We start from the raw sequence: 24965 nt of genomic DNA on the forward strand, positions 1-24965 counted from the left end.
TCCGCGCGCCGTCACGGGCGTGCGATCTCGTGGAGCATGCCCAGCACGAGCCGGACCCGCTCCCGATCGCGCAGCACTGTGAACAGCGTGTGCGTGCAGGCACGGCACCGGACGATGGCCGCGGTCTCGTCGATCTCCACGACGGCCTCGGCGAGCGGCGAGGCGTCGCCACACCCGCCGCATACCCCGACCAGCGCGGTGACGTCCGCGCCGAACACGTCCCACAGCATTCCCGCCGCGGCGTTGCCGTCGACGACGCTCGTCGCGTTCTCAGCACGCATCATGCACCTCCGAAGCGTTCGGTCCTGATCCGAGCGGGCTCATGCCCCAACCCGACGAGCGCGTCGGCGACGTGCTCGACGAACCCCGTCGGTCCGCAGACGTACGAGATGGGCTCGCGTCCCGGCTCCCAGGTCGCAGACCGCAGCGCGTCGTCGTCGACCCGCCCCACCCGGCCCGACCAGCCCTCGGGGGCCTCTCGGGTGTACCTCCAGGTGAGCCCCACTCCCCCCTCGGCCGCCAGGCGTTCGAGCTCTTCGCGATATATCGCGTCAGTCGTCGTGCGGACGGAGTAGAGCAGACGGACGGATGCTGCCGCCCCGGCGTCCGTCGCCGCCCGCGCGATCGCCATCAGGGGCACGATCCCCGACCCGCCGGCGATGAGCTGCACGGGGACCTCTCCCCCGGGCCGCCACACGAAGTAGCCGCCGAGCGGGCCCTTGACCTCGAGTTCGTCGCCCGGAAGGACGTCTTCGACCAGGTAGGGCGACACCTCGCCGTCGGGGACCTCGTCCACCGCGAGTTCGATCGTCTCCGCTGCGCCGTAGGTGGCGAGCGAGTACGACCGCACCGCCTGATAGCCGTCCTCGGCGGTGAGCCGGATGTCGACGTGCTGACCCGCGTCGTTGCCCGGCCAGCCCGGGACCTGAAGTCGCAGGATGCGCGCCGACGGCGTCGCGGGCACCGCCTCGACGACGCGCCCGGGCCGCCAGCCGCCGACCGTCACCAATACCGCTCCTCGGTCCAGGGGTCGCCGTGCATGTTGTAGCCGTTCTGCTCCCAGAACCCGGGCTCGTCGTCCTGCATGAGGGTGAGCCCGCGCACCCACTTCGCGCTCTTCCAGAAGTACAGGTGCGGAACCAGCAGCCGCGCCGGGCCGCCATGCTCGGGGTCGAGCGGCTCACCCTCGAACTCGAACGCTACCCACGCCTGGCCGCCGAGCAGATCCTCCATCGGCACGTTGGTCGTGTATCCCCCGTACGAGTGCGCCATCGCGTACTCGGCGTCGGTCTCGACGGTGTCGAGCAGCGTGTCGAGCGACACGCCGCGCCACGAGGTGCCGAGCTTGGACCAGCGCGTCACGCAGTGGATGTCGGTGTGGACGTCTTCGATGGGCAGCGCCAGGAACTCGTCCCACGTCCACGAGACGGCGTCGCCGCCCTCGGTGCGGATCCCGAAGCGCCAGTCGTCCTGCTCGATCCGCGGCGTCGGCCCGGCCGACAGCACCGGGAAGTCCTCGGTCAGGTACTGGCCGGGTGGAAGCCGCGGATCGCTCTCCCGACGACGCGCTCCGAACCCTCTCGACACGACGGCCATCGAAACCCTCCTCCTGCACGCCGCACCGGACGCGCACGCTACGCACGCTCACGCTAGCGCGCGGCGACCCGCCGGGGCGATGGGCATCGGGCAACACACGTTCACGGTCGCTTGCAAGTTCGATCTGGGGTCTAAGCTTTAGCCGCACAACGTACAGGGAACTCTCAGAAAGGCCCCTCATGTCCACTGCATCCGAAGCCGAGAAGTCGGCCGTCAACGGAATCCGCACGGCGCTCGGCGTCGGCGGCGTCCTCGCACTCATCGTCGGCATCCTGATCCTGGTCTGGCCGGGCAAGACCGCCGCCGTCGTCACCGCGATCATCGCGATCTACGCGATTGCCGCGGGTCTCGTCTACGCCGGTCTCGGGATCTTCTCGAAGACGAAGGGCGGCTGGGCGCGCGTCGGCCACATCCTGCTCGGCGTGCTATTCATCATCGCCGGCGTCGTGGCCCTGTTCAACCTCGGTCAGACCACCGCGTGGCTCGCGCTGTTCCTCGGCATCCTCATCGGAATCCTGTGGATCGTCGAGGGCATCGTGGCGCTGTCGACGCTCGGCGACGCGGCGTCGAAGGGCTGGTCGATCTTCTTCGCGATCCTGAGCATCATCGCCGGTATCGTCCTGCTCTTCTCGCCGCTGTACGTCTTCGCGCTGTGGTGGATCCTCGGCATCGCGCTCGTCGTGCTCGGCGTCATCAACATCGTGCGCGCCTTCACCTTCAAGGGCGACATCTGATCCGAGCCGAAAACGCCGTCGGCCCCGGGAGCGAAACGCTCCCGGGGCCGACTTCTGTCCGCGCTCGGATCAGCCGACCGGAAGGTGCCGGCTCCACCAGTCGAGCACGGCATCGAAGCGCTGCACGCGGTGCCGCGGCTGGCCCGAGCGCGTGAGCTCGTGGTTCTCGCCGGGGAACACCAGCAGCTCGGCCTCGGTGCCCTGACGCTTGAGGGCCGCGTAGTAGCGCGTCGCCTGCTCGAGCGGGCAGCGGAAATCGAGCTCCGAGTGCATCACCAGCGTCGGCGTCGTGACCTGACCGACCACGGCCATCGGGCTCTGGCGTGCGATGTCCTCGGCCGAGACCCCGACGTACTCGTCGCCGAAGAACGAGCCGATGTCGCTCGTTCCCTGGAACGACAGCGGTTCGAGGAAGCCCCGCTCGACGATCGCGCCGGCGAACCGGTGGTCGTGCGCGATGACCCACGCGGTGAGGTAGCCGCCGTACGAGCCGCCCTGCACGCCGACCCGCTCGCCGTCCAGGCGCGCGTCGCCCGTGATCGCGCCCTCGAGGAAGTCGATGACGTCGGCGAAGTCGACCGTGCCCATCTGCTGACGGATGCTGCGCCCGTGCGCGCGCCCGTAGCCCGCGGAGCCGCGGGGGTTCGAGTAGACGACCGCGTAACCGGCGTCGACGAGCACCTGCGTCTCGTCGAACAGGTGGACGCCGTACGAGGCGAAGGGCCCGCCGTGGATCTGCAGGATGACCGGGAACGGTCCCTCGCCCTCCGGCGTCGCGATCCAGCCGTGCACCGGGTAGCCGTCGCGTCCCGTGACCGTCAGCTCGCGCGGGAGGACGATTCCGGATGCTGCCGCCCGCGCTCCGAACGATGACAAGGTGCGCGCGGCCCCGTCCTCGACGAGGACGAGCTCGCCGAACGAGTCCGGCAGGGACACCGCAGCCACGACACGGCCGCCGCCGGTCGCGTGACCGACCACCTCGACGTCTCCGCCGAGCACCTCGGTGACAGCACCGTCGCGGGCGATCCGCAGCAGCCGCACACGGCCGCGCTGGGCGTCCTGCACGAGGAAGCCCTCGCCGTCGACCCGCAGGTGTCCTTCACCGAGGTTCAGGGCATCGGCGTCGGTGACGCGGCGTGCGCCGCCGTCCTCGACGAGCCACAGCCCCACGCCGGGGGCGATGAAGTCGACGCCGTCGCCGACCTCGTGGGCGAGGAGCGCGATCGTCCCGTCCGCGGCGGCCGCTGCTTCGTAGATCGCGATGCCGGAGTCGGTGCCGAGCACCTCGCGCTGCCCCGCGCCGTCGACGGCGACGGCGACCAGGCGATCCCGCAGATCGCGGCGGTCCCGCTCGATCTCGTCGGGCACTGTGAGCACTTCGCTGCCGTCAGCGGTGAAGACGACTCCGCCGTGCGATGCCGCGCCCTCGGTGAGCTGACGCGCCTCGGCGGCGACCAGCGTCTTCTTGGGGGGCGTCTCGTCGTCGGGGCGCACGGCGGCGGCGGGCTCGTAGAACGGCTCGGCGTCGACCTCGGGCACGGCGATCACGAACACATGGGCGGGGCGGTCGCCGAGGTAGCCGAGGCCGTTCGCGTGCCAGCGCACGCCCGTGATGTGCCGCGGCGCCTCGGCGGCAGCATCCAATCCCTCCACGCTGCCGTAGCGGCCCTTCTCGGGCACGCGCGCGATGAACGCGATGGTCGCGCCGTCGGGCGACCAGGCGAAGTCCTCGACGCCCAGGACCGCATCGGTCGCCTGCACCGGCTCGCCGCCGGCAGCGGCGACCACGTGCACCTGGGGCTTGCCCTTGGCGTCGCCGCGCAGGAAGGCGATCCGGCTGGCGTCGGGCGCGAGCTTGGGCGCACTGTCGGCGGTGCCGCGGGTGAGGCGTCGGGGCGCACCGCCGGGGAGGTCGACGCGCCACACCTGGCCGACGTTCCGGTTGGCCGCGATGTCGGGACGCGAGGTCGCGAAGACGACGAAGGAGCCGTCTGCGGCGATCTCGGGACGCCCGACCGAGACGAGGGTCTCGATGTCGTTCGCCTTCATCGGGTCACTCCGCTTCGAACGACGAGACGTCGCCGACCAGGCGGGTGTTGCCGGCCGGCACCGGGGCGAGCGCGGCCTGCGCGACCTCGGCGGCGAACTCCGACACGTTGTAGAGCTTGCCCGCGTCCTCGCGACGCGCGGCGATCGCACCCGGGTTCGCGCGTTCGAGCAGCGTCGCCGTGATCGTGCCTTCGATCATGTCGCCCGACACGACGACGAACTCGACGCCGCGCCCGGCGAGCGCGGGGATGCGCTCGCGGAGGGCATCCTCGCCGGCGCGCTTCGAGAGGGCGACCGGCTCGTACTCGGGCATCGTCGGAGTGGTGCGGATGAAGTGCGCCTGGTGGCTCGTGACGAAGACCACGCGCGAGCCCTCGCCGAGGAGAGGCAGCGCGGTCTCGAGCACGTTCACCTGGGCGTCGCGGTTGAGCAGCAGCGCGTAGTCCTCGGCCATGCCGGACTCCATGCCGCCCGATGCGTTGAGCACGAGGATGTCGAGCGAGCCGAACGTGTTCGCGACCTCGTCGAACATCGCCTGGACGGATGCCGGGTCGGTCAGGTCGGCGCCGACGACGAGGACCTGCACGCCGAGTTCGCGGAGCTCCGTGGCGAGCTTCTCGGCCCGCGGAGCCTTGTTGCGGTAGTTGATGACGACGTTCGCCCCTGCCTGTGCGAGGTAACGGGCGGTGTCCGCGCCGATGCCGCGGGACGAGCCGGTCACGAGCGCGGTCCTGCCGCTCAGCGAGCTCTCGGGAAGCGGGGTCAGAGTCTGAGTCACGTGTAGACCCTACCTGCTAGGTTCGAGCTGAGGAGGCGCACCGTGGAGCTCATCGAGGTCGTCGAACAGTGGGCATGGATCGGCTGGCTGGTGCTGATCCTCGTCTTCCTCGTGATCGAGATGCTGACTCTCGACTTCACGTTCCTGATGCTGAGCATCGGCGGGCTCGCAGGCCTCGTGACCGACCTGCTCGGCGCCCCCATCTGGCTGCAGGTGATCATCGCCGCCGGCGTCGCCGCCGCCCTCGTGCTCCTGCTCCGGCCACCGCTGCTGAGACGCCTGCGCCGCGGCGAGGACCCGACGCCGTCGAATGTCGACGCCCTCATAGGCCTGGCCGGCACCGTCGTCTCGTCGGTCGGCGCGCACAGCGGCCAGGTCAAGCTCGCCAACGGCGACATCTGGACAGCCCGCACCGAATCGGGCGACCTCGAGCCCGGGACGCGGGTGCGGGTCAGCCGCATCGACGGCGCGACCGCGATCGTCCGCTCCGACTCCCCCGCTCCGCTCACCCCCGCTCCGGAGGACCCGCTCGCATGAACGACTTCACCTCGGCCATCCCGACGGCGATCGGGTGGATCCTCGCGATCGCCGTCTTCATCTTCGTGCTGGTCGTGATCTTCCGGTCCATCCGGATCATCCCGCAGGCGACGGCCGGAATCGTCGAGCGCCTCGGCCGGTACCACAAGACGCTGAGCCCCGGTCTGAACCTGCTGGTCCCCTTCATCGACCGGCTGCGTCCGCTTCTCGACATGCGCGAGCAGGTCGTGTCGTTCCCGCCTCAGCCTGTGATCACCGAGGACAACCTCGTCGTCTCCATCGACACCGTCGTGTACTTCCAGGTCACGGATGCCCGGGCCGCCACGTACGAGATCGCCAACTACCTCAGCGCCGTCGAGCAGCTGACCGTCACGACCCTCCGCAACGTGGTCGGCGGGCTCAACCTCGAAGAGGCGCTGACGAGTCGCGACAACATCAACGGACAGCTGCGCGTCGTCCTCGACGAGGCGACCGGCAAGTGGGGACTGCGCGTCTCGCGCGTCGAGCTCAAGGCCATCGACCCGCCGCACTCCATCCAGGATTCGATGGAGAAGCAGATGCGCGCCGAGCGTGAGCGCCGCGCGACGATCCTGACCGCCGAGGGCTCGAAGCAGTCGCAGATCCTCGAGGCCGAGGGTCGCAGGCAGGCCGAGATCCTCAAGGCCGAGGGCGACAAGCAGGCCGCGGTGCTGCGCGCCCAGGGCGAGGCCGAGGCGATCCAGACCGTCTTCGACGCCATCCACACCGGCAACCCCGACGACAAGCTGCTCGCCTACCAGTACCTGCAGACGCTGCCGAAGATCGCGGACAGCGCGTCGAGCAAGCTCTGGATCATCCCCAGCGAGTTCACCGAGGCCCTCAAGGGTCTGACCGGGTCGTTCGCGGGAGTGATGGCGGATGCTGCGACCAAGGGCCGCACGCCGTCCACCGGTGGCGCGGCCACCTCGTCGGGCGGCACCGGCTCCGGCACCGCCGCGATCGGCGGCCCGCCACCGGCGGTCACCCCGCCCACCCCGTGACCCACCCGTGGTTCGAAGGCGTTCCGACGCCGCGCGTCCTCGCACACCGGGGGCTGGTCACTCCCGACGCCGCCCGCAGCGGCATCGCCGAGAACTCCTTCGCCGCCGTCGCCGCCGCCCACTCCGCCGGCGCGCACTACGTCGAGTCGGACTGCCACCGAACGGCCGACGGGGTCGTCGTGCTCTTCCACGACGATGATCTGTCGCGGGTCACCGGCGATCCCCGCAAGATCGCCGACGTGTCGGTGCGCGAGCTCGAGCACCTGATGGCCGGCCGGGGCGGGCTCATCACGCTCGCGCAGGCCCTGGCCTCGTTCCCGACCATGAGGTTCAACCTCGACGTGAAGGCGGCCGATGCCGCGTCCGCCGTCGGCACCGCGATCGCGCCCTTCGCCGACCGCGTGCTGGTGACGAGCTTCTCGGACGAGCGGCGGCGCGAGGCGCTGACCGCGGCACGGGCCGTGGGCGACGCCGCGGGGCACAGCATCCGTCCCGCCACATCCGGGGGTCGCGGCACCATCGCCCGTGTGCTGGCGGCGGTGTCTTCGCGGTCGGACCGGCTGATCGCGCGGGCTCTCGCGGGTGTGGACGCCCTTCAGGTGCCCGAGCGGCAGGGGCGTCTGCGCATCGTCACGCCCCGGCTCATCGCGGCCGCGCATCGGCACGGCATCGAGGTGCATGTGTGGACCGTCAACGCGCCCGACGACATGCTCCGTCTCGTCGAGAAGGGCGTCGACGGCATCGTCACGGACCGCGCCGACATCGCCCTCGCCGCTCTCGCCTAACATGGGGAGGTAACGGTCCGCATCTCCCCCTGTGCATCCACTGTGAAAGGTCGATGAACAGGGTCGCTTCGGATGATCCGCTCAGGTCACTTCGTTATACCTGTACAGCGACGAGAGGACCACAAAATGGCAGACCGCAGTCTGCGCGGCATCCGACTCGGCGCCCAGAGCCTACAGAGCGAAGAGGGCGTCGTATTCCATGAGCGCGCACAGCACATCTACTCGTGCACGTCGTGTGGACGTGACACGACTTTGACCTTCGCGGCCGACGCCGAGGTTCCGCCGGCGTGGGAGTGCCGCACGTGCGGTGCCGAGGCGCTGCTGCGCGTGGGTGAGGGCACCGCGACCGTCGACCACTCCGGCGACAAGACGCCCCGCAGCCACTGGGACATGCTCCTGGAGCGCCGCACCATCCCCGAGCTGGAAGAGCTCCTCGAGGAGCGCCTCGCGTACGTCCGCGCCCGCCGCGGCGCCGGCGAGGCCGTCACGGTGGACAAGCTCAGCGCCTGACCCGCGCACGCGCGACGCCGGCCCTACGGGGCCGGCGTTTTCGCGTGCCCGCGGAAGCGCCGGCGCGCCACGATGCCGAGCCCTGCGAGCACGACGACGCTGCCCCATGACACGAGGGCGTTCAGCCATGGCCCGACGATGACCGCCGGCGTCAGGCCGGTCCGGAGCGCGACGTCGGTGAGCATGTGCCCGGGCTCATCCGCCGGGAGCCCGTCGACGGTGGATCCGTCGGGCGCGATCACCTGGCTCGTGCCCACCGTCGACAGGTTGACCACGGAGCGCCCGGTCTCGATCGCCCGGAGCCGCGCGACGGCGAGCTGCTGCAGGTTCTCGTCGGTCCCCCGGAAGTCCGCGTTGTTGGTCTGGAAGAGGTACACCCGCGCACCGTCGCGGGCACCCTCCCACACGAGTGCGTCGTAGATGACGTCGAAGCAGATGGCGAGCCCGACGACGGTGCCGTCGATGTCGAACACCGGCGGGTTCGTGCCGGGCGTGTAGTCGCGGCCGATCATGCCGATGAGGTCGGGGGCGATCGACGCGTAGAACTCCCGGTCGGGCACGTACTCGCCGAACGGCACCGGGTTGCGCTTGTCGTACGTCTGCTCGATGCCGGCGCCCTCACGCCAGACGAACGACATGTTGAAGTACTCGTCGCCGCGCTGGTCGATGCGATTGGCGATCAGCGGCGCGCCCACCTGCCTCGCCACGCGGTCGAGTGCGGCTGCGGCGACAGGAGACCCCTCCGGGTCCACGTCGACGCTGCCCTCCGGCCACAGCACGACGTCGACGCCCTCCGCTGCGAACAGCGGCTTCGTGGCCTCGTACTGGGACTCGAGGATGTCGCCCGCCTCGCGTTCGTCGAAGTAGCCGGCGGGGCCGTTGCCCTGGACGCTCGCGACGCGCATCGTGCCGGCGGGCGTCGTCGCCCACGCGGGGACGAGGACGAGAGCGGTGGCGATGACGACGAGCACTCCCACCGGGAGGAGTGGACGGATGCCGCCTCCTCGCGCCCGCCGCGGAGACCGGACGAGCTCCACCGCGGCCGCGACGACCGCGACGACGAGGAACGTGAGCCCCGCGGTGCCCGTCCACGAGACGACCTCGGCGAACGGGCCGCTCACCTGCGACGTGCCCACGCGTCCCCACGGGAAGCCGCCGTACGGAAAGCCTCCGATCACCGCTTCCTTCGCGGTCCACAACCCGGCGACGAGGACCGGGGTGAACAGGATCCGGCTCCGGCGCGGCACCACCACGGGCGTCCACCGGTACGCCAGCGAGATGAGCACCGCGCCGCCTGCGACGAACAGCGCCTCGAGCAGGGAGAGCGCGAGCCAGGGAAGCGGCCCGACCCACTCGGCGGTGAAGTCGACGTTGAGCAGATAGAACGACAGGCCGTAGGCCAGCCCTGTGAGGAATGCCCCGCCCGCCCGGCGCCCGATGAGCGTCACGAGCGCCAGAGCGACCGACGCGAAGGCCATCGGCCACCACGCGACGGACGGGAACGCCAGGTCGAACAGCACCCCGGCCAGCGCAGAGAGGAGAACCGCCGCCCATAGCGGGAGGATCGGGCGAGGTGGCACGGATTCAGCCTAAGCGAGCAGACCGGCGATCCTTCGCCGCGCCGGCGGCTCTACACGCCGGAGTACGCGACGATGCCGCGGCGCACAGCATCCAGCGCCTTGCGTGCCGTGCCCGCGATCGGCTGGTCGGCGACGATCGACAGCTGGTCGAGCAGGTCGATGGTCTGCTTCGACCAGCGCACGAAGTCGCCGGCTGCCATGTCGGCCTCGATGAGGACGCGGTCGAGCATGCCGCCGCGCGCCCACGTGTGCATGGCCTGCGCGAGGCCGGCCGAGATCGGCTCGGTGCCGGGCAGCCGATGCTCCTGCTCGAGGTCGTCGAGCTCCTGCCACAGCGACAGCGTCGCCTCGAACGCCGGGCGGAACGCACCCCGCGGGAGCCCCCGCTCCCCCGGGCCGCCGTCGTCGCGCCGGGGCTCGTAGACGAGCGAGCAGGCGAGCGCCGCGAGGGACGCCGCATCCAGGTCTTTCCAGATGCCGCGGCGCAGCGACTCGGCGACGAGCAGGTCCCGTTCGCCGTAGATGCGGCGCATCGTGCGGCCGGCGGGGGTCAGCGTCGTCGCACCGTCGCCCTGGATCGACACGTACTCGAGGGCGCCGAGCACATCGACGACGCGGTCGAAGATGCGCGCGACGGTGCCGGTGCGGGTCTCGATCTGGCGCCGCAGCCTGTCGATCTCGCGCTTGAGCTTCCAGTACCGCTCGGCCCACCGTGCGTGGTGCTCGCGATCGGGGCACTGATGGCACGGATGCCGCTGCATCTGCTTGCGCAGGCTCGCGATGTGCCGCTGCCGTTCGTCGCGGGTGCGCCGCGAGGCGTTCGCGTCCTTGCGGTTGAGCTTCTCGAGATCGCTCAGCTCACGGCGGATGCGCGAGTACTCGGCGAAGTCGCCGCGGTCGCACGTCATCGCCTTCGCATAGCCGGCGAGCGACTCCTCCTGCTCCTTCACCTGCCGGGCGAGCCCGACGACGGCGCGATCCGCCTGGAACTGGGCGAACGACGACTCGAGGATCTCGCGCGCCTTGGCACGGCCGAACTGGTCGATGAGGTTGACGGCCATGTTGTAGGTCGGCCGGAAGCTCGAGTTCAGCGGGTACGTGCGTCGGGACGCGAGCGCGGCGACGGCCTGCGGGTCGAGACCCTCGGTCCACTGGATGACCGCGTGCCCCTCGACGTCGATGCCGCGGCGCCCCGCGCGCCCCGTGAGCTGGGTGTACTCCCCCGACGTGATGGCGACGCGGGCCTCGCCGTTGAACTTCTCCAGCTTCTCGAGCACCACGGTGCGCGCGGGCATGTTGATGCCGAGCGCGAGGGTCTCCGTCGCGAACACGACCTTCACGAGCTTGCGCTGGAAGAGCTCCTCGACGACCTCCTTGAACGCAGGCAGCAGCCCGGCGTGATGCGAGGCGACGCCGCGTTCGAGGTTCTCGCGCCACTCCCAGAAGCCCAGTACGGCCAGGTCCTCTTCGAGCAGGGTGCGGGTGCGCTCCTCGATCACCGCGCGGATCTCGCGACGCTCGTCCTGCGACGTCAGCCGCACCCCGGCGCGGCGCACCTGCTGCACCGCCGCATCGCAGCCCGCACGGCTGAAGATGAAGAAGATCGCCGGCAGCAGGTTGGCGCGCGACAGCAGCTCGACGACGTCGGGACGGTCGAGGCGCTCGATCCTCTGCACGTTCGCGGACCGCACCGGGCGCTTCCCGCCGCGGTGCGGACGACGACCGGATGCCTCGTACCCCGCCTGCCGCGCACTGTTCGACGCCTGCACCCGATGATTGCGCTCGAAGTTCTGGCCCTTGAAGGAGCGGATGCGCATGAGCTCCTGATTGACCTGCGCGGTCGCGATGCCGGCGCGGTCGTCGAACAGCGGCAGCAGGTCGCCCCGCACCAGCACATGCTGCTCGAGGGGCACGGGGCGCGTCTCCGAGACGATCACCTCGGTGTCGCCGCGGACGGTGTCGAGCCAGTCGCCGAACTCCTCGGCGTTCGAGACGGTCGCCGAGAGGGAGACCAGCCGCACGCTCGGCGCGAGGTGGATGATGACCTCCTCCCACACCGCGCCGCGGAAGCGGTCGGCCAGGTAGTGCACCTCGTCCATGACCACGTAGCGGAGGCCCCGCAGCGCCGGAGAGTCGGCGTACAGCATGTTGCGCAGCACCTCGGTCGTCATGACGACGATGCGTGCGTTGCCGTTGATGTTGGTGTCGCCGGTGAGCAGGCCCACCTCGCCCTCGCCGTAGACGTCCTGGAGCTCGCGGAACTTCTGGTTCGAGAGCGCCTTCATCGGCGTCGTGTAGAACGCCTTGTCTCCGGGCTCACGCATCGCCAGGTGCACGGCGAACTCGCCCACGATCGTCTTGCCCGCCCCGGTGGGCGCCGCGACCAGAACGCTCCGTCCCTCTTCGAGGGCTCGGCATCCTTCGATCTGGAACGGGTCGAGCGTGAACCGCTGCGACGCGGCGAAGTCGGCCGTGATCGGATGCGTCCGATCGAGCCGGGCCGACGCGCTCGCCCGGGCGTAGCGCTCCGCGGGAGCGGGGTCGCTCACGACACCTCGGGCGGCAGCAGGGTGGCGTCGCGCTTGGCCTTGCGTCGATCGAACAGCATCGACAGGCCCGCCGCCGCGACGAAGAGGACGATCAGGATGCCCGCCAGCATCAGCATGCTCACGACGTCGGCGGCCGGCGTGGCCAGCGCGGCGAACGCCGTCGCGACGATGACGGCGACCCTCCAGCCCTTGAGGATGGCGCGGCCGGAGATGATCCCCGCCAGGTTGAGCGCGACGAGGAACACCGGCAGGACGAACGAGACGCCGATGACGATCATCAGCTTGAACACGAAGTCGTAGTATTCGGCGGCCGCGTAGAAGTTCACGGCGCCGTCGGGCGTGAAGCCCCACATGAGCTCGATGACGTGCGGCACGATCAGCAGGCCGACGTAGCAGCCGATGAAGAACAGCGGGACCGCGGCGACCACGAACCCGACCGTGTACTTGATCTCTTTGCGGGTGAGCCCGGGCATGATGAACGCCCAGATCTGCCACAGCCAGATCGGCGCCGAGAGGAACAGGCCGATGGAGAACGCGATCCGCATGCGCAGATCGAAGGCGGAGGTGACGGTGCCGAAGTTCAGCGCCGAGAAGTCGTCACCCCGCTGTTCGGCGATGACACGGATCGGCTCGGTGATCCAGTGGATGATCGGGTCGGTGATGACGAAGGCCACCACCATGCCCGCGAGCAGGCCGATCGCCGCGAAGACGAGACGCTTGCGCAGCTCGAGCAGATGCGCGCCGAGCGACATCCGCTTGTCGCGCTTCGGCAGCTCCGGGCCGTCGACGGACGCGGAGCCGGTTGCGGCTACCATCCGCTACGACTTTTGATCGCGGATGCCGTCAGTGGTGCCGGGGGTAGCGGGGGTCGTCTTGTCGGCGACCGGAGTGTCCGCGACGTTCGTCGTGGTCGAGGCGTCGCCCGCCTTGTCGTCGTCCTTCATCGCCTTCATCTCGCCCTTGAACACCCGGGCCGACTGGCCCATGCTCTTGGCGAGGGCCGGCAGCTTCGCCGCACCGAACAGCAGCAGGATGACGACCAGCAGGATGATCAGGTGCCAGCCGTTCAGATTGCCCAACATGAGGTGCTCCGTCGTTCGCGTCAGCGGGGATGCCGCCCAGTCTAATATGCTCCGGACGGCCGTCTGCCGCCCTTATCGGTATTGCGCCAAGCCGGCCTCGGCCCAGTCCGCCACGGCCCGGCGTGCACCGGCGGGCTCCAGCACCTCGACGAGGCCGCCACGGCGGGCCGCGAGACGGCGCAGGCTCAGTTCGTCGGCGACCCGCATGGTCGCGACCGTCACGGCGTCCTCGGTCTCGAGCGACGCGCGGTCGAGGTATTCGCCGAGGAGCGGTGCGACGTCGTCCGCGAAGCGGATGCGTGCGACGACGTCACCGGCATCGGTGTCGAACCAGTCCGGCGCCTGCTCGCCCGCGTGGGTGCTCGCGATGTCGGTGAGCTCGAGGTCGCTCACGCGGTCGAGATGGAAGGTGCGCATCGCCTCGCGCAGGTGGCACCAGCCCTGCAGGTACCACTGCCCGCTCGCGATGTGCACCTTGACGGGGTCGACCGTGCGCGTCGTGGGTGCCGCATCGGGGGCCTTGTAGGTGAACGACACGGCGACGCCGCGGCGCAGCGCGTCGGAGACGAGGTCGCGCACGACGTCGACGGGCTCCGTGGCGAGGATCACCTCGGCCGGGATCCCCGAGGCGCCCCGTGCGAGCTTCGCGAGCAGTCCCGCGTAGAGCTCGGTGTCGCCGACCCCTGGGATCGACCGGGCGAGCTGCAGGCCGGCCAGCAGCGCGGCCGCCTCGCGCGCCGTGAGCTTCGGCGCGCGCTCGAGACCGACCGAGTTCGTGATGACGATGAGGTCGCGCTCGTCGAGGAGGTCCCAATCGATGTCGAAGAGGTCGTTCGCCATCTGCCAGTAGCCGCGATCACCGGGCAGGCCGATGACGGTGAGCTTCTCGACCATGGACCGCATCTGCTCGGGCGAGACGTCGAACTCATCCGCCGCCTCGACCAGCGAGACCTCGCCCTTGCCGATGAGATACGGCACGAGCTGGAGCATGAGGGCCGCGCGATCCGTCGCGACGAGCGGTCGGCGGGCGCTCAAGGGGCGCCTCCGTGCAGGGCGCGCGTCGCCGCGAGCCGGTCGATGACGCGGTCGCGCAGCTCCGCGGGTTCGACGACGCGCACCTCGGGCCCGTACGAGGCGAGCTCGTCGGCGAAGATGTGCGCGTCGACGTAGGGAACGCGGATGCCCTGCTCGGCCGGCTGCGCGCGACGCGCAAGCCGGAGCGCGGCCTCGGTGCCGGGATTCACCTCGAGCAGCGCCGAATTGCGCTCGGCGACCTCGTCGAGGCCGGCGAGCGCCCGCTCGCCCGCGCCCTCGCGCAGGGCGGGGTCGAACGACGCGCGGGTGAGCGCGACCGGGCCGACGATCCGCGTGAGGAGGAACGTGCGATCGGCGTCGACGTCGAGATCGATGCCGAAGACGTGCCACCGGCCCTCGTACTCGACGAGCGCGAGCGGCTGCACGCGGCGCAGGCGCGGCGCCGCCTCGCCGGGCTTCAGGTAGGGGAAGGTGACGACGCGGCTCGACTCGATCGCCTGCTGCAGCGGCGGGAAGGCGGGGTCGCGCAGGCTCAGGCGCGGTGAGAAGCCGATGATGGGCTCGTCGACGAGGTCGCCGAGCGCGCGGATCTTGCGCAGACCGCTGCGCGCGTCGTCCGACATCGAGCTCTCGCTCCACACCCCGCCGGCGAGCGTCAGCAGTGCCAGCTCTGCCGGCGTGAACTCGATGTCCTCCGGGAGCTCGTACTCGGCGCTCGGCACGCGGTATCGCGCCTCACGGAGGTCGTCGGGGTCGGCCCAGTCGCCGATCGTCTCGATCGGCACGCCGAGACCGCGGAGCGACTCCTTGTCGCGCTCGAACATCTTCTCCAGCGCATCCTTCGACGCGCCGGCCTGGCTCTGCTCGCGATAGCCCGCGACCGAGGTCAGGATGGTGTCCTTCGTGAGCCCCTGATCCGTCGCGATGAGCGCCACCACGAGGTTGACCAGGCGCTCCTCGGGCGGGATCTTCGCGGCGGCAGTGGCAGGCACCCGCCTATCCTATGGCCGCCCGCGGCGACCCCGCCGATCCCCGGGTCACTCCTGCGGGAGCGCGTCCAGGCCGAGGATGTCGATCACGAAGACGAGCGTCGAGCCGGCCGGGATCGCCGCCTGCTCCTGATCGCCGTAGCCCTGGTCCGGCGGCACGACGACCAGCACCTGCGAGCCGACCGTCTGGCCCTCGAGGGCCGCCGCGAAGCCGGGCACCACCGCGTCGAGGGTGAGCGCTGCGGGCTCGCCGTCCCACGTCGTGTCGAAAGGCTCGCTCTCGCCCCAGACCACACCGGTGTAGTGGACGCGCACCGGCTGCTCGCCGGTCACCTCCTCGCCGTCGCCCTTCTTGAGGGTCTGGATCGTCAGATCGCTCGGCGCCGCGCCGTCGGGGATGATGAGGCCCGGGCGGCCGTCGGGCGCGCGCACCACGCTCGGCAGGCCGAAGCCGCTGTTGAACTGGTTCTGACCGTCTGCCGCAGCCAGGTACACCTTGCGGAGGTCGACGACGGCGACGAGGCTGTCGCCCTCATCGAGCCCGGCCTGCTCGGCGACGCCCTCGGCGAGGTCGTCCGGCGACAGCGCGATGGCGACGCGCGATCCCTCGGTGGCGCAGTGGAGCGCCTCCTCGAAGCCGGGGAAGCTGGAGAACTGCGACACCGCGCCCACGCGCGACAGGTCGCCGTCGTACGGCGTCGAGGCGAGCAGCTCGCCGGTCGCGCCGCTGAACAGCGCGACGTCGAGCACCGCGGTCTGGTCGGGGGAAACGATCGCCGTGCCGTCGCCGGTGACGACGTCCTCGTAGGCGAGCTCCGACGCCTTGAGCGGCGTGTAGACGTCGACCTTCGGCGTGTCCTCGGTGTCGCCGGTGACGGTGATGAGGTCCATCACCTCGGGGTTCGACACGGAAGGCCGCGAGCAGTCGGACGCGGACGAGCCGGGCAGCGAGCATCCGGCGAGGCCGACGGTCACCAATCCCAGGACAACGAGGGCAGCGGGGATCTTGCGCACCGGGCTAGTTTAGGCGGACTCGTCGGGCGCGTCCGACCGTCCGGCCGCCTGGCGCGCGCCCTCGGCGGCGCGCTCCGCCTCGCGCACCCGCTTGCGCAGGTTCTTGTCGGTGATCTGCCGGTCGCCGACGGCGCCGGGCGTCCACAGCTCCACGTCCTCGTCGCCGTAGCTCGACTTCGACGCACGGCGCTTCACCTCCGGCGGGACGGCCCCGGGCGCGAGCCGCCGCGCCCAGACGAGGAAGCCGGTGTGCGCGACCATGCGGTGGTCGGGGCGCACGGCGAGGCCCTCCACATGCCAGCCGCGCACCATGGTCTCGTTCGCGTCGGGCTCGGTGAACAGCCCGGTGCCGCGGATGTACTCGGCGACGCGGCTCAGCTGGGTCGCCGTCGCGACGTAGCAGACCACGACGCCTCCGGGAGTGAGCGCCTCCGCCACCGCGTCGATGCACTCCCAGGGGGCGAGCATGTCGAGCACGACACGATCGACGGATGCCGCGGCCACCGTGTCGGTCAGCTCGTCGGCGAGATCGCCCACGACGACGTCCCAGTGGGGCGGGACGTGCCCGATGAAGGTCTCGACGTTCGCGCGGGCGACCGCGGCGAAGTCGTCGCGACGCTCGAACGACACGAGACGACCTTCGGCCCCGATGGCGCGCAGGAGCCACAGCGACAGGGCACCCGAGCCCACGCCGGCCTCGACGACCGTGGCCCCCGGGAAGATGTCGGCCTCGGCGAGGATCTGCGCGGCGTCCTTCGGGTACACGATGGCCGCGCCGCGGGGCATCGACATCACGAAGTCGCGCAGCAGCGGACGCAGCGCCAGGTACTCGTGCCCGCCGCTGTTGGCGACGACGGAGCCGTCGGGCTGCCCGACCAGCTGCGAGTGCCGCAGCACGCCGTGGTGGGTGTGCAGCTCGCCGCCCTCGCGCAGCGTGATGGTGTGCAGGCGCCCCTTGGGTCCGGTGAGCTGCACGCGGTCGCCGAGCCGGAACGGGCCGCTCGGGCGCTCGCCGGTGTGGTCCAGGATCTCGGTCATCGGGCGGTCTCCTCGGCGGGGTGCGGGGCATGGACACGGGCGCGATGCGCCGCGTGGAATTCGGCGACGTCCGCGGCGGTGCGCCCTTCGAGGCTCTCCCACAGCGTGTGGGCGCCGGCGCCGGTGAGCGACACCATGAGCGGCACGCCGATGACCGACGCGCCGGAGGCCACCGCCGAGCGCAGGCCGTTGGGCGAGTCCTCGATGGCGACGGTCTCCTCGGGAGCCACACCCAGTGCCTCGCACGCCTGCAGGTACGGGTCGGGGAAGGGCTTCGGCCGCGTGGCGTCGTCGCCGGCGATCACGACGTCGAACGCGTCGAAGTCGATCAGGTCGACGACGGTCTGCGCCATGCGGCGCATCGACATCGTCACGAGCCCGGTCTTGACGCCGGCGTCCCGCAGGCTCGACAGCAGCTCGCGGGCGCCGGGGCGGAAGGGCACGCCCGTGGCCGACAGCTGACGCATGACGTCCTCGGTGAGGTGGTCGATGATCGCGTCGGTGCTCATGCGCACGCCGGTTCCCTGCAGGATGCGGGCGGAGTCCTCGAGGCCGAGGCCCACCAGCCCGAGCGCCTGCTCGTGGGACCACGTCCCGCCGAAGCTCTCGATGAGGGGTGTCTCGGCGGCCATCCAGTACGGCTCGGTGTCGACGAGGGTGCCGTCCATGTCCCACAGGACGGCGGCGAGTCGGGGCGCATTCACCGTGCAATCCTACCGAGGGGTCTCCGGCCCTCCTCGGGGGTGGGGGCCTATCCTGGAAGGAACCCGCAGCGGCTGCGGGCGAAGGGGGTCTCGTGGACGGACTGGGTCGTCGTGTTCTCGTCGCAGCGTTCGACGGCTGGAACGACGCGGGCGAAGCCGCGTCGTCCGCCATCACCCAGCTGCGGGAGGGCGGCTCGTACGAGACGGTGTTCTCGGTCGATCCCGAGCTCTACTTCGACTACCAGTACACGCGTCCGCACATCGCCGCGGACGGCGACGGACGCCGCACGCTCCGCTGGCCCGAGGCGACGCTCCTGCGTCCCGCGCAGGCGACCCGGGGCACGCAGCTGTGGCTGCTCACCGGCGTCGAGCCCGCCCGCGCGTGGCAGGCGTTCTCGTCGGAGCTCATCGACGTGGCCCTGCGCGAAGACATCACCGGGTTCGTCGCGATCGGCTCCATGATGTCCGACGTGCCGCACACGCGGCCTATCTCGGTGTTCGCCGGCAGCGACAACGAGAACCTGCGCAGCACGCTCCACCTCGAGCGCAGCACCTACGAGGGGCCCGTCGGGATCCTCAGCGTGCTGGGCGACGCAGCCGAGCGCTCCGGCATCCCCACCGCGAGCCTGTGGGCGAGCGTGCCGCACTACGTCGCGGGCCACACGCCGTCGCCCAAGGCGACGCTCGCGCTCCTGGACAGGCTCGAGGACATCACCGGCGCGACCGTCCCGCGCGGCGACCTCGCGACCGAGGCCGCGGCCTGGGAGGCCTCGATCGACGCGGCGGCGGCCGACGACGAGGAGATGACCGAGTACATCCACCAGCTCGAGCGCACGCGCGACACGTGGGACTCCCCCGAGGCCTCGGGCGACGCGATCGCTCAGGAGTTCGAACGGTACCTGCGACGCACCGACGGCAAGCCGGGCGACGGGCCGAGCAAGCCCGGCCGCGACGACCCGCGCCGCTGAGCAGCATCCGTCTCCCTCAGGGGTTGATGACCCCCATGCTGAGGAGCACGAGGAGCAGCGAGCCGAGCGCCACGCGGTAGACCACGAACGGCAGGAAGCTGTGCTTGGAGATCCAGTTCATGAAGAACGCGATCACCCCGAGCGCGACGATGAACGCGACGGCCGTCGCCACCGCGGTCTCGCCCAGCGTGAACACCCCGGGCTCGTCCAGGCTCTTGAACAGCTGGAAGAAGCCGCTGCCGAAGACCGCGGGGATCGCGAGCAGGAACGCGTATCGGGCGGCGGCGGCGCGCTCGTAGCCCATGAAGAGGCCGGCGGTGATGGTGCCGCCGGAACGTGACACGCCCGGGATGAGCGCGAGCGACTGCGCGAAGCCGTAGATCACGCCGTGGCCGATCGTGATGTCCTGCAGCTTGCGCTTCTTGGCGCCGACATGGTCGGCGATGCCGAGCAGCACGCCGAAGAAGATCAGCATGCCCGCCGTGATCCACAGCGACCGCAGCACCGTCTCGATCTGGTCCTGGAACAGCAGGCCGAGCACCACGATGGGGATCGATCCGACGATGATGAGCCAGCCGAGCTTCGCGTCGGGGTCGTTGCGCGGGATGCGGCCGAACAGCGCACGGAACCAGTGCCCGATGATGCGCACGATGTCGCGCCAGAAGAAGACCACGACGGCCGCCTCGGTGCCGATCTGCGTGATGGCGGTGAAAGCCGCCCCCGGGTCCTCCGCCGACGGGAGGAACTCGCCGAGGATGCGCAGGTGCGCGCTCGACGAGATCGGCAGGAACTCGGTCAGTCCCTGGACGAAGCCGAGGATGATCGCTTCGAGAAGCATGGGCGCCTTTCAGACGTGGCATGACGGATGCGGCGGGCCGCAGCATCCGTCGGAATCTCAGTAGGTGCGGAGCAGATCGGTGAGCACGGCCTGGCCGAACACCAGCGCGTCGATCGGCACGCGCTCGTCGACGCCGTGGAACATGCCCGTGAAGTCGAGATCGGACGGCAGGCGCAGGGGCGCGAAGCCGTATCCGGCGATGCCGAGCGCCGCCAGCGCCTTGTTGTCGGTGCCGCCGCCCATGAGGTACGGCACGACCGGCGCACCCGGATCGTGGCGGCCCAGCGCCGCGACCATCGCGTCGACGAGGTCGCCCGAGAACGGGACCTCGAGGCCGATGTCCTGGTGGACGATCTCGACCTCGACGCCGTCGCCGACGATACGGCGGATGTCGGCGAGGGCGGCCTCCTCGGTGCCGGGGAGCACACGCACGTCGATGAGGGCCTCTGCGCGGTCGGGGATCACGTTGTGCTTGTAGCCGGCGACGAGACCGGTCGGGTTGGTCGTCGTCCGCAGCGTCGAGCGGAGGAATCCGGATGCTGCGCCCACGGCCGCGGCGACGGCATCGGGGTCGGCGGCGTCCTGGCCGGTGAGCTCGGCGAGGCGCTGCGTCATCTCCCGCGTGGTGTCGGTGAGCGTGACGGGCCACGCCGTGCGGCCGAGCGCCGCCACGGCCTCGGCGAGACGTGTGACCGCGTTGTCGGAGTGCAGGCTCGAGCCGTGGGCGGCGCGGCCGCGCGCGACCAGCCGGATCCAGACGAGCGCCTTCTCCCCCACCTGCAGCAGGTAGGCGTGGCGGTCGCCGATCGGGATCGAGTAGCCGCCGACCTCGCTGATCGCCTCGGTGGCGCCCGCGAACCACTCCGGGCGGTTCTCGACCACGAGGGCGGAGCCCTCGACGCCGCCGTTCTCCTCGTCGGCGAAGAACGCCAGGACGAGGTCGCGCTCGGGCTGCTCGCCCGCGCGGAGGATGTCGGCGACCGACGTCAGGATCATGGCGTCCATGTCCTTCATGTCGACGGCGCCGCGGCCCCACAGCATCCCGTCCTTCACGACGCCCGCGAACGGGTCGACGCTCCAGTCCTCGGCGATCGCCGGGACCACGTCCAGGTGGCCGTGCAGCACGAGGGCGGGCTTGCCGCGGTCGCGCCCGGGAACCCGGGCCATCACGTTGGTGCGACGCGGGATCGGCTCGTAGAACTCGGGCTTCAGGCCCAGCGTCTCGAGGTAGGCGCCGACGTACTCCGCGGCGTCCCGCTCGCCGGCGGCGCGGCCGCCGCCGTGGTTCGTCGTGTCGAAGCGGATCAGATCCCGCGCGAGCGCGGCGACCTCGGGGAGTTCGGCTTCGGGCATGCGGACAAACCTATCCTCTCGACGAAAGAAGGCCCCCTTTCGGGGGCCTTCTTCACTGTGTGCGCGAGGGGGGACTTGAACCCCCACGCCCTATACGGGCACTAGCACCTCAAGCTAGCGCGTCTACCTATTCCGCCACCCGCGCAGGTGGTTTTCGGTTTCGCAACCGAGGAATGACATTACCACGTCACTGCACGTTCAACGAATCGCCGGACGCGCCCGGGCGCGTCATCCCATCGAGACGCCGAACACCAGACCGAGGACGTAGGTGACGGCGGCCGCGCCGAAGCCGATGCCCAGCTGGCGCAGCGCCCGGCGCAGCGGCGGAGCGCCCGAGAGGAGTCCCACGGCCGCACCCGTCGACATCAGCGCGACCCCGACCAGCGCGAGAGCCACCACGACGGCGGTGAGGCCGGAGAGGCCGAAGATCCACGGCAGCACCGGGATGATCGCCCCCGACGCGAAGAACAGGAAGCTCGACAGCGCGGCCGCCCAGGCACTGCCGACGACGTCCTCGTGGTCGGCGACGGAGATGGGGCCGGTGTCGGTGCGTCCCTGGCCGAGAGCGTGCGCGGCTTCGACCACCCGCCGGGCGCGCGCGGACGCCTCGGCCTCCGGCATGCCACGGGTCCGATAGACGAGGGCGAGCTCGTTGGCATCGATGTCGAGGTGCGGAATCGCGCCGTCGGCGTAGTCGCTCGGCTCCGTGGCGGCGAGGAGCTCCCGCTGCGAGCGCACCGACACGAACTCCCCCGCGCCCATCGACAGGGCCCCCGCGAGGAGGCCCGCGATGCCGCTGAACAGCACGAACTGGCTCGAGACCCCCGTCGCGCCGATGCCCATGACGAGCGCGAGGTTCGACACGAGGCCGTCGTTGGCGCCGAACACGGCCGCGCGGAACGTGCCCGAGAGGCGGCGGCGTCCGCGGGCGGCGAGCCCTCGCACGACCTCGTGGTGGATCCTCTCGTCGGCCGCCATCGTCGGGGTCGCGAACGGCTCGTCGTCGTAGGGCGATCGGGCCTCGGCGTTCTGGGCGAGGGCGAGCACGAAGATCGAGCCGAAGCGCTTGGCCATCCAGCCGAGCATGCGCGTGCGCACATCGGCCTGCGGCAGTCGCGCCGGCTCGCTGCCCAGGAGCTGCAGCCAGTGCGCCTCGTGGCGCCCCTCGGCCTCGGCGAGGGCGAGGAGGATCTCGCGCTCCTCCCCGGTGCGGCGGCCCGCGAGCTCTCGGTACACGCGCGCCTCGGCGCGCTCGTTGACGAGGTACCGCGCCCAGCGGCGTCGATCGCGTTCGGTCGGTGCGGCGGGCGTGCTCACTCGGGCCTCCAGTCGGGGGTGCTGCGGGACCCGTCAACGCTAGCCACCGCCGTCCGCGCGGGAGCTGCACAACCGAGGATTGCCAGCATTTCGGGGTTCCGAACCTCACCGACCCTCGAGCGCCGCGAGCATCCCGCGTTGGCCGGCGCGCATCACGTGCGCGTGCGCGCGTTCGAAGACGGGACGCAGCAGCCAGGCGGTGGCGTTCATCCAGGTGCGCCGGGTCTCCACGTCCCAGTGGAAGGTCACCACGGATGCCGCCGCCCCGTCGGCGTCGACGGTCACGCGCCCGCTCCCCCGCAGGTCGCCCTCACTCGTCGCGCCGATCGCACGACCGGGCTCGATGTCGCGCAGCTCGAGCAGCACGCGGAGGGAATATCCGAGGGGGCTGCGGACGGCGAGCACCATGCGCTCCCCCGCGACCAGGCGTCGCGGCGGCATCGGCAGCGTCAGCGCGGACCACCAGCGGCGGCCGGCGCCGGGGCGCAGCATCCGTTCCAGCTCCGTCCAGGCGCGCTCGGACGGCACCGGCAGCTGCCAGCGCGACACGAACGAGTACCTCGCGGTCATGCCCGGAGTCTAGGCCGGCGGGTGCCGGGCGTCAGGAGCGCACGCGCTTGCGCAGGACGTCGATGCGGGACTGCAGCTGGGTGACCGTCGCGTGCGACACGGCGGGACCGCCGCAGATGCGGCGCAGCTCCGCGTGCACAAGACCGTGCGCCTCGCCGGTCTGACGGGCGTAGAGGCCGACGAGGCTGTTGAGCAGCTGCCGCTGCTCCTTGAGGGTGCGGTGCAGCGCCTGCGGCAGGGCCGGCTCCTCCTCGGGCGCGGCCTGGGACTCACGGGCCTCCCGCGCCGTCCGGTGCCGCGACTGCCGTGACACCCGGGACATCAGCACGTCGTGCACCTGGTCGGGTTCGAGCAGGCCCGGGATCCCCAGGAACTCCTCCTCCTCGGGGGTCCCGGGCACCGCGAGCTGGCCGAACTCCTTGCCGTCGAAGAGCACGCGGTCGAAGTGCGCGAGCGAGCCCAGCGCCTGGTACGAGAACTCCTCGGTGAGCGCGTCGGAGGCTTTGTCTTCGCGCTCCGCCGCGTCCATCATGTCGTCTTCGGCGTTCCACTCGTCCTCGCCGTCGGAGTCGCGGTCCAGCGCGTGGTCGCGCTGCCGCTCCATCTCGTTCGCCAGGGCGAGCAGCTGCGGCACGTTCGGCAGGAAGACGCTCGCGGTCTCGCCGCGACGACGTGCGCGCACGAAGCGCCCGATGGCCTGGGCGAAGAACAGCGGCGTGGACGCGCTCGTCGCGTACACGCCGACGGCGAGCCGCGGCACGTCGACGCCCTCCGACACCATGCGGACAGCGACCATCCAGCGGCTGGTGGACTTCGAGAACTCCTCGATGCGGCTCGAGGCCTCCGCCTCGTCCGACAGCACCACCGTCGGCGCCTCGCCGCTGATCTGGTGCAGGATCGCGGCGTAGGCGCGCGCGGCGGTCTGGTCGGTGGCGATCACGAGGCCGCCGGCATCGGGGACGTGCTCGCGCACCTCGGTCAGACGGCGGTCGGCCGACCGCAGCACCGCGGGGATCCAGTCGCCCTCCGGGTCGAGCGCCGTGCGCCAGGCCTGCGAGGTGATGTCCTTCGTGTTGTCCTGCCCGAGCTGCGCCTCCATCTCCTCGCCGGTCTTGGTGCGCCAGCGCATCTGCCCGGCGTAGACCATGAAGAGCACGGGACGAACGACGCCGTCTTCGAGTGCGCGGCCGTAGCCGTAGGCGTAGTCGGTGCGCGAGACGCGGATGCCCTTGGCATCGGGGTGGTACTCGACGAACGGGATCGGCGCGGTGTCGCTGCGGAACGGCGTTCCGCTCAGCAGCAGCCGGCGGGTCGCCCGCGCGTACGCCTCGCGGAGCGCGTCGCCCCAGCTCAGCGCGTCCCCGCCGTGGTGCACCTCGTCGAGGATCACGAGCGTGCGCGCGTCCATCGTCAGGCGCTGATGGACGGATGCCTTCACCGCGACCTGCGCGTACGTCACGGCCACGCCGTGGTACTGGCGGGCGGGCGCGAAGTGACGGTTGCTGAAGGCCGGGTCGAGGCGGATGCCGACACGCGCCGCCGCGTCCGCCCACTGCGACTTGAGGTGCTCGGTGGGAGCGACGACGACGATGCGGTCGACGACCCGCCGACGCAGCAGCTCGCTCGCGAGACGGAGGGCGAACGTCGTCTTGCCGGCGCCTGGCGTCGCCGCGGCGAGGAAGTCGCGGGGACCGCCGCCGGGACCGTCCGGGCCGTCCAGCCCGAAGTACAGGTCGAGCGCCTCGGCCTGCCACGCGCGGAGGCGCTGAGCGGTTCCCCACGGCGCGCGCTGCGGGTACGTCGGCGACAGGTGCTCGGCGGCGAAACTGCCGATGTGGGCCTCGGCGCCGTGGGGTCCGGTGGTGAGCCCCCCGGCGGCGGAGGGCTCGGTGAGCGGGTGTTCGGGTGGAGCGGGCGGCG

25 protein-coding genes and 1 tRNA gene are annotated in these 24965 nt (G+C 71.1%); 6 read left to right on the top strand and 20 right to left on the bottom strand.

Annotated features, from left to right (window positions below):
- Positions 1 to 11: 11 nt before the first annotated feature.
- Genes ACFQ7C_RS13250 through ACFQ7C_RS13260 form a run of 3 tightly spaced genes read right to left on the bottom strand, consistent with a single transcriptional unit; the run spans position 12 to position 1596 of the window.
- Positions 12 to 284, bottom strand: a complete 273-nt coding sequence (locus ACFQ7C_RS13250) for a DUF6510 family protein (RefSeq protein ID WP_378901711.1) — start codon at positions 282 to 284, stop codon at positions 12 to 14.
- A complete protein-coding gene (locus tag ACFQ7C_RS13255) occupies positions 281 to 1006 on the bottom strand; it encodes a ferredoxin reductase (protein ID WP_378901714.1) in 726 nt (241 codons plus the stop codon). The genes ACFQ7C_RS13250 and ACFQ7C_RS13255 overlap by 4 nt, the downstream gene beginning before the upstream one ends.
- Positions 1003 to 1596 carry a sulfite oxidase-like oxidoreductase gene (locus ACFQ7C_RS13260; RefSeq protein WP_378901717.1) on the bottom strand — a complete coding sequence of 198 codons (594 nt, stop codon included), beginning with the start codon at positions 1594 to 1596 and terminating at the stop codon, positions 1003 to 1005. Before ACFQ7C_RS13260 ends, ACFQ7C_RS13255 begins: the two co-directional genes overlap by 4 nt.
- A 179-nt stretch (positions 1597 to 1775) precedes the next feature.
- On the opposite strand from ACFQ7C_RS13260, the gene ACFQ7C_RS13265 reads away from it, so the two are divergent.
- Positions 1776 to 2330: an HdeD family acid-resistance protein gene (locus tag ACFQ7C_RS13265; protein ID WP_378901719.1), complete on the top strand. Its 555-nt coding sequence runs from the start codon at positions 1776 to 1778 to the stop codon at positions 2328 to 2330.
- A 69-nt stretch (positions 2331 to 2399) separates the two neighbouring features.
- Here ACFQ7C_RS13265 and ACFQ7C_RS13270 read toward each other — a convergent pair whose 3' ends face one another.
- Both ACFQ7C_RS13270 and ACFQ7C_RS13275 read right to left on the bottom strand, forming a co-directional pair.
- Positions 2400 to 4379 (bottom strand): S9 family peptidase, encoded by a 1980-nt coding sequence (locus ACFQ7C_RS13270; protein ID WP_378901722.1) that lies wholly within the window; start codon positions 4377 to 4379, stop codon positions 2400 to 2402.
- A 4-nt stretch (positions 4380 to 4383) separates the two neighbouring features.
- Complete coding sequence (locus tag ACFQ7C_RS13275) at positions 4384 to 5157, bottom strand: SDR family oxidoreductase (protein ID WP_378901725.1); 774 nt, start codon at positions 5155 to 5157, stop codon at positions 4384 to 4386.
- 42 nt (positions 5158 to 5199) lie between these two features.
- Here ACFQ7C_RS13275 and ACFQ7C_RS13280 point away from each other — a divergent pair, with 42 nt between their 5' ends.
- The 4 genes from ACFQ7C_RS13280 to ACFQ7C_RS13295 all read left to right on the top strand — a co-directional run bounded on the left by ACFQ7C_RS13280 (position 5200) and on the right by ACFQ7C_RS13295 (position 8008).
- Positions 5200 to 5694 (top strand): NfeD family protein, encoded by a 495-nt coding sequence (locus tag ACFQ7C_RS13280; RefSeq protein ID WP_378901728.1) that lies wholly within the window; start codon positions 5200 to 5202, stop codon positions 5692 to 5694.
- Complete coding sequence (locus ACFQ7C_RS13285) at positions 5691 to 6713, top strand: SPFH domain-containing protein (RefSeq protein WP_378901730.1); 1023 nt, start codon at positions 5691 to 5693, stop codon at positions 6711 to 6713. Before ACFQ7C_RS13280 ends, ACFQ7C_RS13285 begins: the two co-directional genes overlap by 4 nt.
- The gene (locus ACFQ7C_RS13290; protein WP_378901732.1) at positions 6710 to 7498 is read left to right on the top strand and encodes a glycerophosphodiester phosphodiesterase family protein; all 789 of its coding nucleotides are present in this window, start codon (positions 6710 to 6712) and stop codon (positions 7496 to 7498) included. Before ACFQ7C_RS13285 ends, ACFQ7C_RS13290 begins: the two co-directional genes overlap by 4 nt.
- 126 nt (positions 7499 to 7624) lie before the next feature.
- Positions 7625 to 8008: an RNA polymerase-binding protein RbpA gene (locus tag ACFQ7C_RS13295; protein ID WP_378901737.1), complete on the top strand. Its 384-nt coding sequence runs from the start codon at positions 7625 to 7627 to the stop codon at positions 8006 to 8008.
- Positions 8009 to 8031: 23 nt separating this feature from the next.
- Here ACFQ7C_RS13295 and lnt read toward each other — a convergent pair whose 3' ends face one another.
- From lnt to ACFQ7C_RS13340, 9 genes are all read right to left on the bottom strand, one after another.
- Positions 8032 to 9588, bottom strand: coding sequence for an apolipoprotein N-acyltransferase (lnt, locus tag ACFQ7C_RS13300; RefSeq protein WP_378901740.1), 1557 nt, complete (start codon positions 9586 to 9588; stop codon positions 8032 to 8034).
- Positions 9589 to 9638: 50 nt separating this feature from the next.
- Complete coding sequence (locus tag ACFQ7C_RS13305) at positions 9639 to 12137, bottom strand: DEAD/DEAH box helicase (protein ID WP_378901743.1); 2499 nt, start codon at positions 12135 to 12137, stop codon at positions 9639 to 9641.
- Complete coding sequence (gene tatC, locus ACFQ7C_RS13310; protein WP_378901894.1) at positions 12134 to 12889, bottom strand: twin-arginine translocase subunit TatC; 756 nt, start codon at positions 12887 to 12889, stop codon at positions 12134 to 12136. Before tatC ends, ACFQ7C_RS13305 begins: the two co-directional genes overlap by 4 nt.
- A gap of 66 nt (positions 12890 to 12955) precedes the next feature.
- A complete protein-coding gene (gene tatA / locus ACFQ7C_RS13315; protein WP_378901745.1) occupies positions 12956 to 13219 on the bottom strand; it encodes a Sec-independent protein translocase subunit TatA in 264 nt (87 codons plus the stop codon).
- A gap of 72 nt (positions 13220 to 13291) precedes the next feature.
- Entirely contained in the window at positions 13292 to 14254 is a 963-nt protein-coding gene (locus ACFQ7C_RS13320) for a helix-turn-helix transcriptional regulator (RefSeq protein WP_378901748.1), read from the bottom strand.
- Positions 14251 to 15246 carry a helix-turn-helix transcriptional regulator gene (locus ACFQ7C_RS13325; protein WP_378901751.1) on the bottom strand — a complete coding sequence of 332 codons (996 nt, stop codon included), beginning with the start codon at positions 15244 to 15246 and terminating at the stop codon, positions 14251 to 14253. The genes ACFQ7C_RS13320 and ACFQ7C_RS13325 overlap by 4 nt, the downstream gene beginning before the upstream one ends.
- A 45-nt stretch (positions 15247 to 15291) precedes the next feature.
- Positions 15292 to 16257 carry an FKBP-type peptidyl-prolyl cis-trans isomerase gene (locus ACFQ7C_RS13330; RefSeq protein WP_378901754.1) on the bottom strand — a complete coding sequence of 322 codons (966 nt, stop codon included), beginning with the start codon at positions 16255 to 16257 and terminating at the stop codon, positions 15292 to 15294.
- A 9-nt stretch (positions 16258 to 16266) separates the two neighbouring features.
- Positions 16267 to 17295 carry a tRNA (adenine-N1)-methyltransferase gene (locus ACFQ7C_RS13335; RefSeq protein ID WP_378901757.1) on the bottom strand — a complete coding sequence of 343 codons (1029 nt, stop codon included), beginning with the start codon at positions 17293 to 17295 and terminating at the stop codon, positions 16267 to 16269.
- Positions 17292 to 17999 carry an HAD family hydrolase gene (locus ACFQ7C_RS13340; protein ID WP_378901760.1) on the bottom strand — a complete coding sequence of 236 codons (708 nt, stop codon included), beginning with the start codon at positions 17997 to 17999 and terminating at the stop codon, positions 17292 to 17294. The genes ACFQ7C_RS13335 and ACFQ7C_RS13340 overlap by 4 nt, the downstream gene beginning before the upstream one ends.
- Positions 18000 to 18091: 92 nt before the next feature.
- Here ACFQ7C_RS13340 and ACFQ7C_RS13345 point away from each other — a divergent pair, with 92 nt between their 5' ends.
- Positions 18092 to 18967, top strand: coding sequence for a PAC2 family protein (locus ACFQ7C_RS13345; RefSeq protein WP_378901763.1), 876 nt, complete (start codon positions 18092 to 18094; stop codon positions 18965 to 18967).
- A gap of 16 nt (positions 18968 to 18983) precedes the next feature.
- Here the strand turns inward: ACFQ7C_RS13345 and ACFQ7C_RS13350 are convergent, their stop codons facing one another.
- The 6 genes from ACFQ7C_RS13350 to ACFQ7C_RS13375 form a co-directional block, all read right to left on the bottom strand.
- Positions 18984 to 19805: an undecaprenyl-diphosphate phosphatase gene (locus tag ACFQ7C_RS13350; RefSeq protein ID WP_378901766.1), complete on the bottom strand. Its 822-nt coding sequence runs from the start codon at positions 19803 to 19805 to the stop codon at positions 18984 to 18986.
- A 57-nt stretch (positions 19806 to 19862) separates the two neighbouring features.
- On the bottom strand, positions 19863 to 21158 hold the full coding sequence (locus tag ACFQ7C_RS13355) for a M20/M25/M40 family metallo-hydrolase (protein WP_378901769.1): 1296 nt from the start codon (positions 21156 to 21158) through the stop codon (positions 19863 to 19865).
- Between the two features lie 60 nt (positions 21159 to 21218).
- Positions 21219 to 21303, bottom strand: a tRNA-Leu gene (locus tag ACFQ7C_RS13360).
- Positions 21304 to 21386: 83 nt separating this feature from the next.
- The gene (locus tag ACFQ7C_RS13365; protein ID WP_378901772.1) at positions 21387 to 22475 is read right to left on the bottom strand and encodes a VIT1/CCC1 family protein; all 1089 of its coding nucleotides are present in this window, start codon (positions 22473 to 22475) and stop codon (positions 21387 to 21389) included.
- Between the two features lie 105 nt (positions 22476 to 22580).
- The gene (locus ACFQ7C_RS13370) at positions 22581 to 23045 is read right to left on the bottom strand and encodes a hypothetical protein (RefSeq protein WP_378901775.1); all 465 of its coding nucleotides are present in this window, start codon (positions 23043 to 23045) and stop codon (positions 22581 to 22583) included.
- A 31-nt stretch (positions 23046 to 23076) separates the two neighbouring features.
- Entirely contained in the window at positions 23077 to 24879 is a 1803-nt protein-coding gene (locus tag ACFQ7C_RS13375) for a DEAD/DEAH box helicase (RefSeq protein WP_378901897.1), read from the bottom strand.
- Positions 24880 to 24965: the final 86 nt, after the last annotated feature.

The sequence above is a fragment of the Microbacterium sp. NPDC056569 genome, assembly GCF_042793475.1.
Classification (GTDB): Bacteria; Actinomycetota; Actinomycetes; order Actinomycetales; family Microbacteriaceae; genus Microbacterium.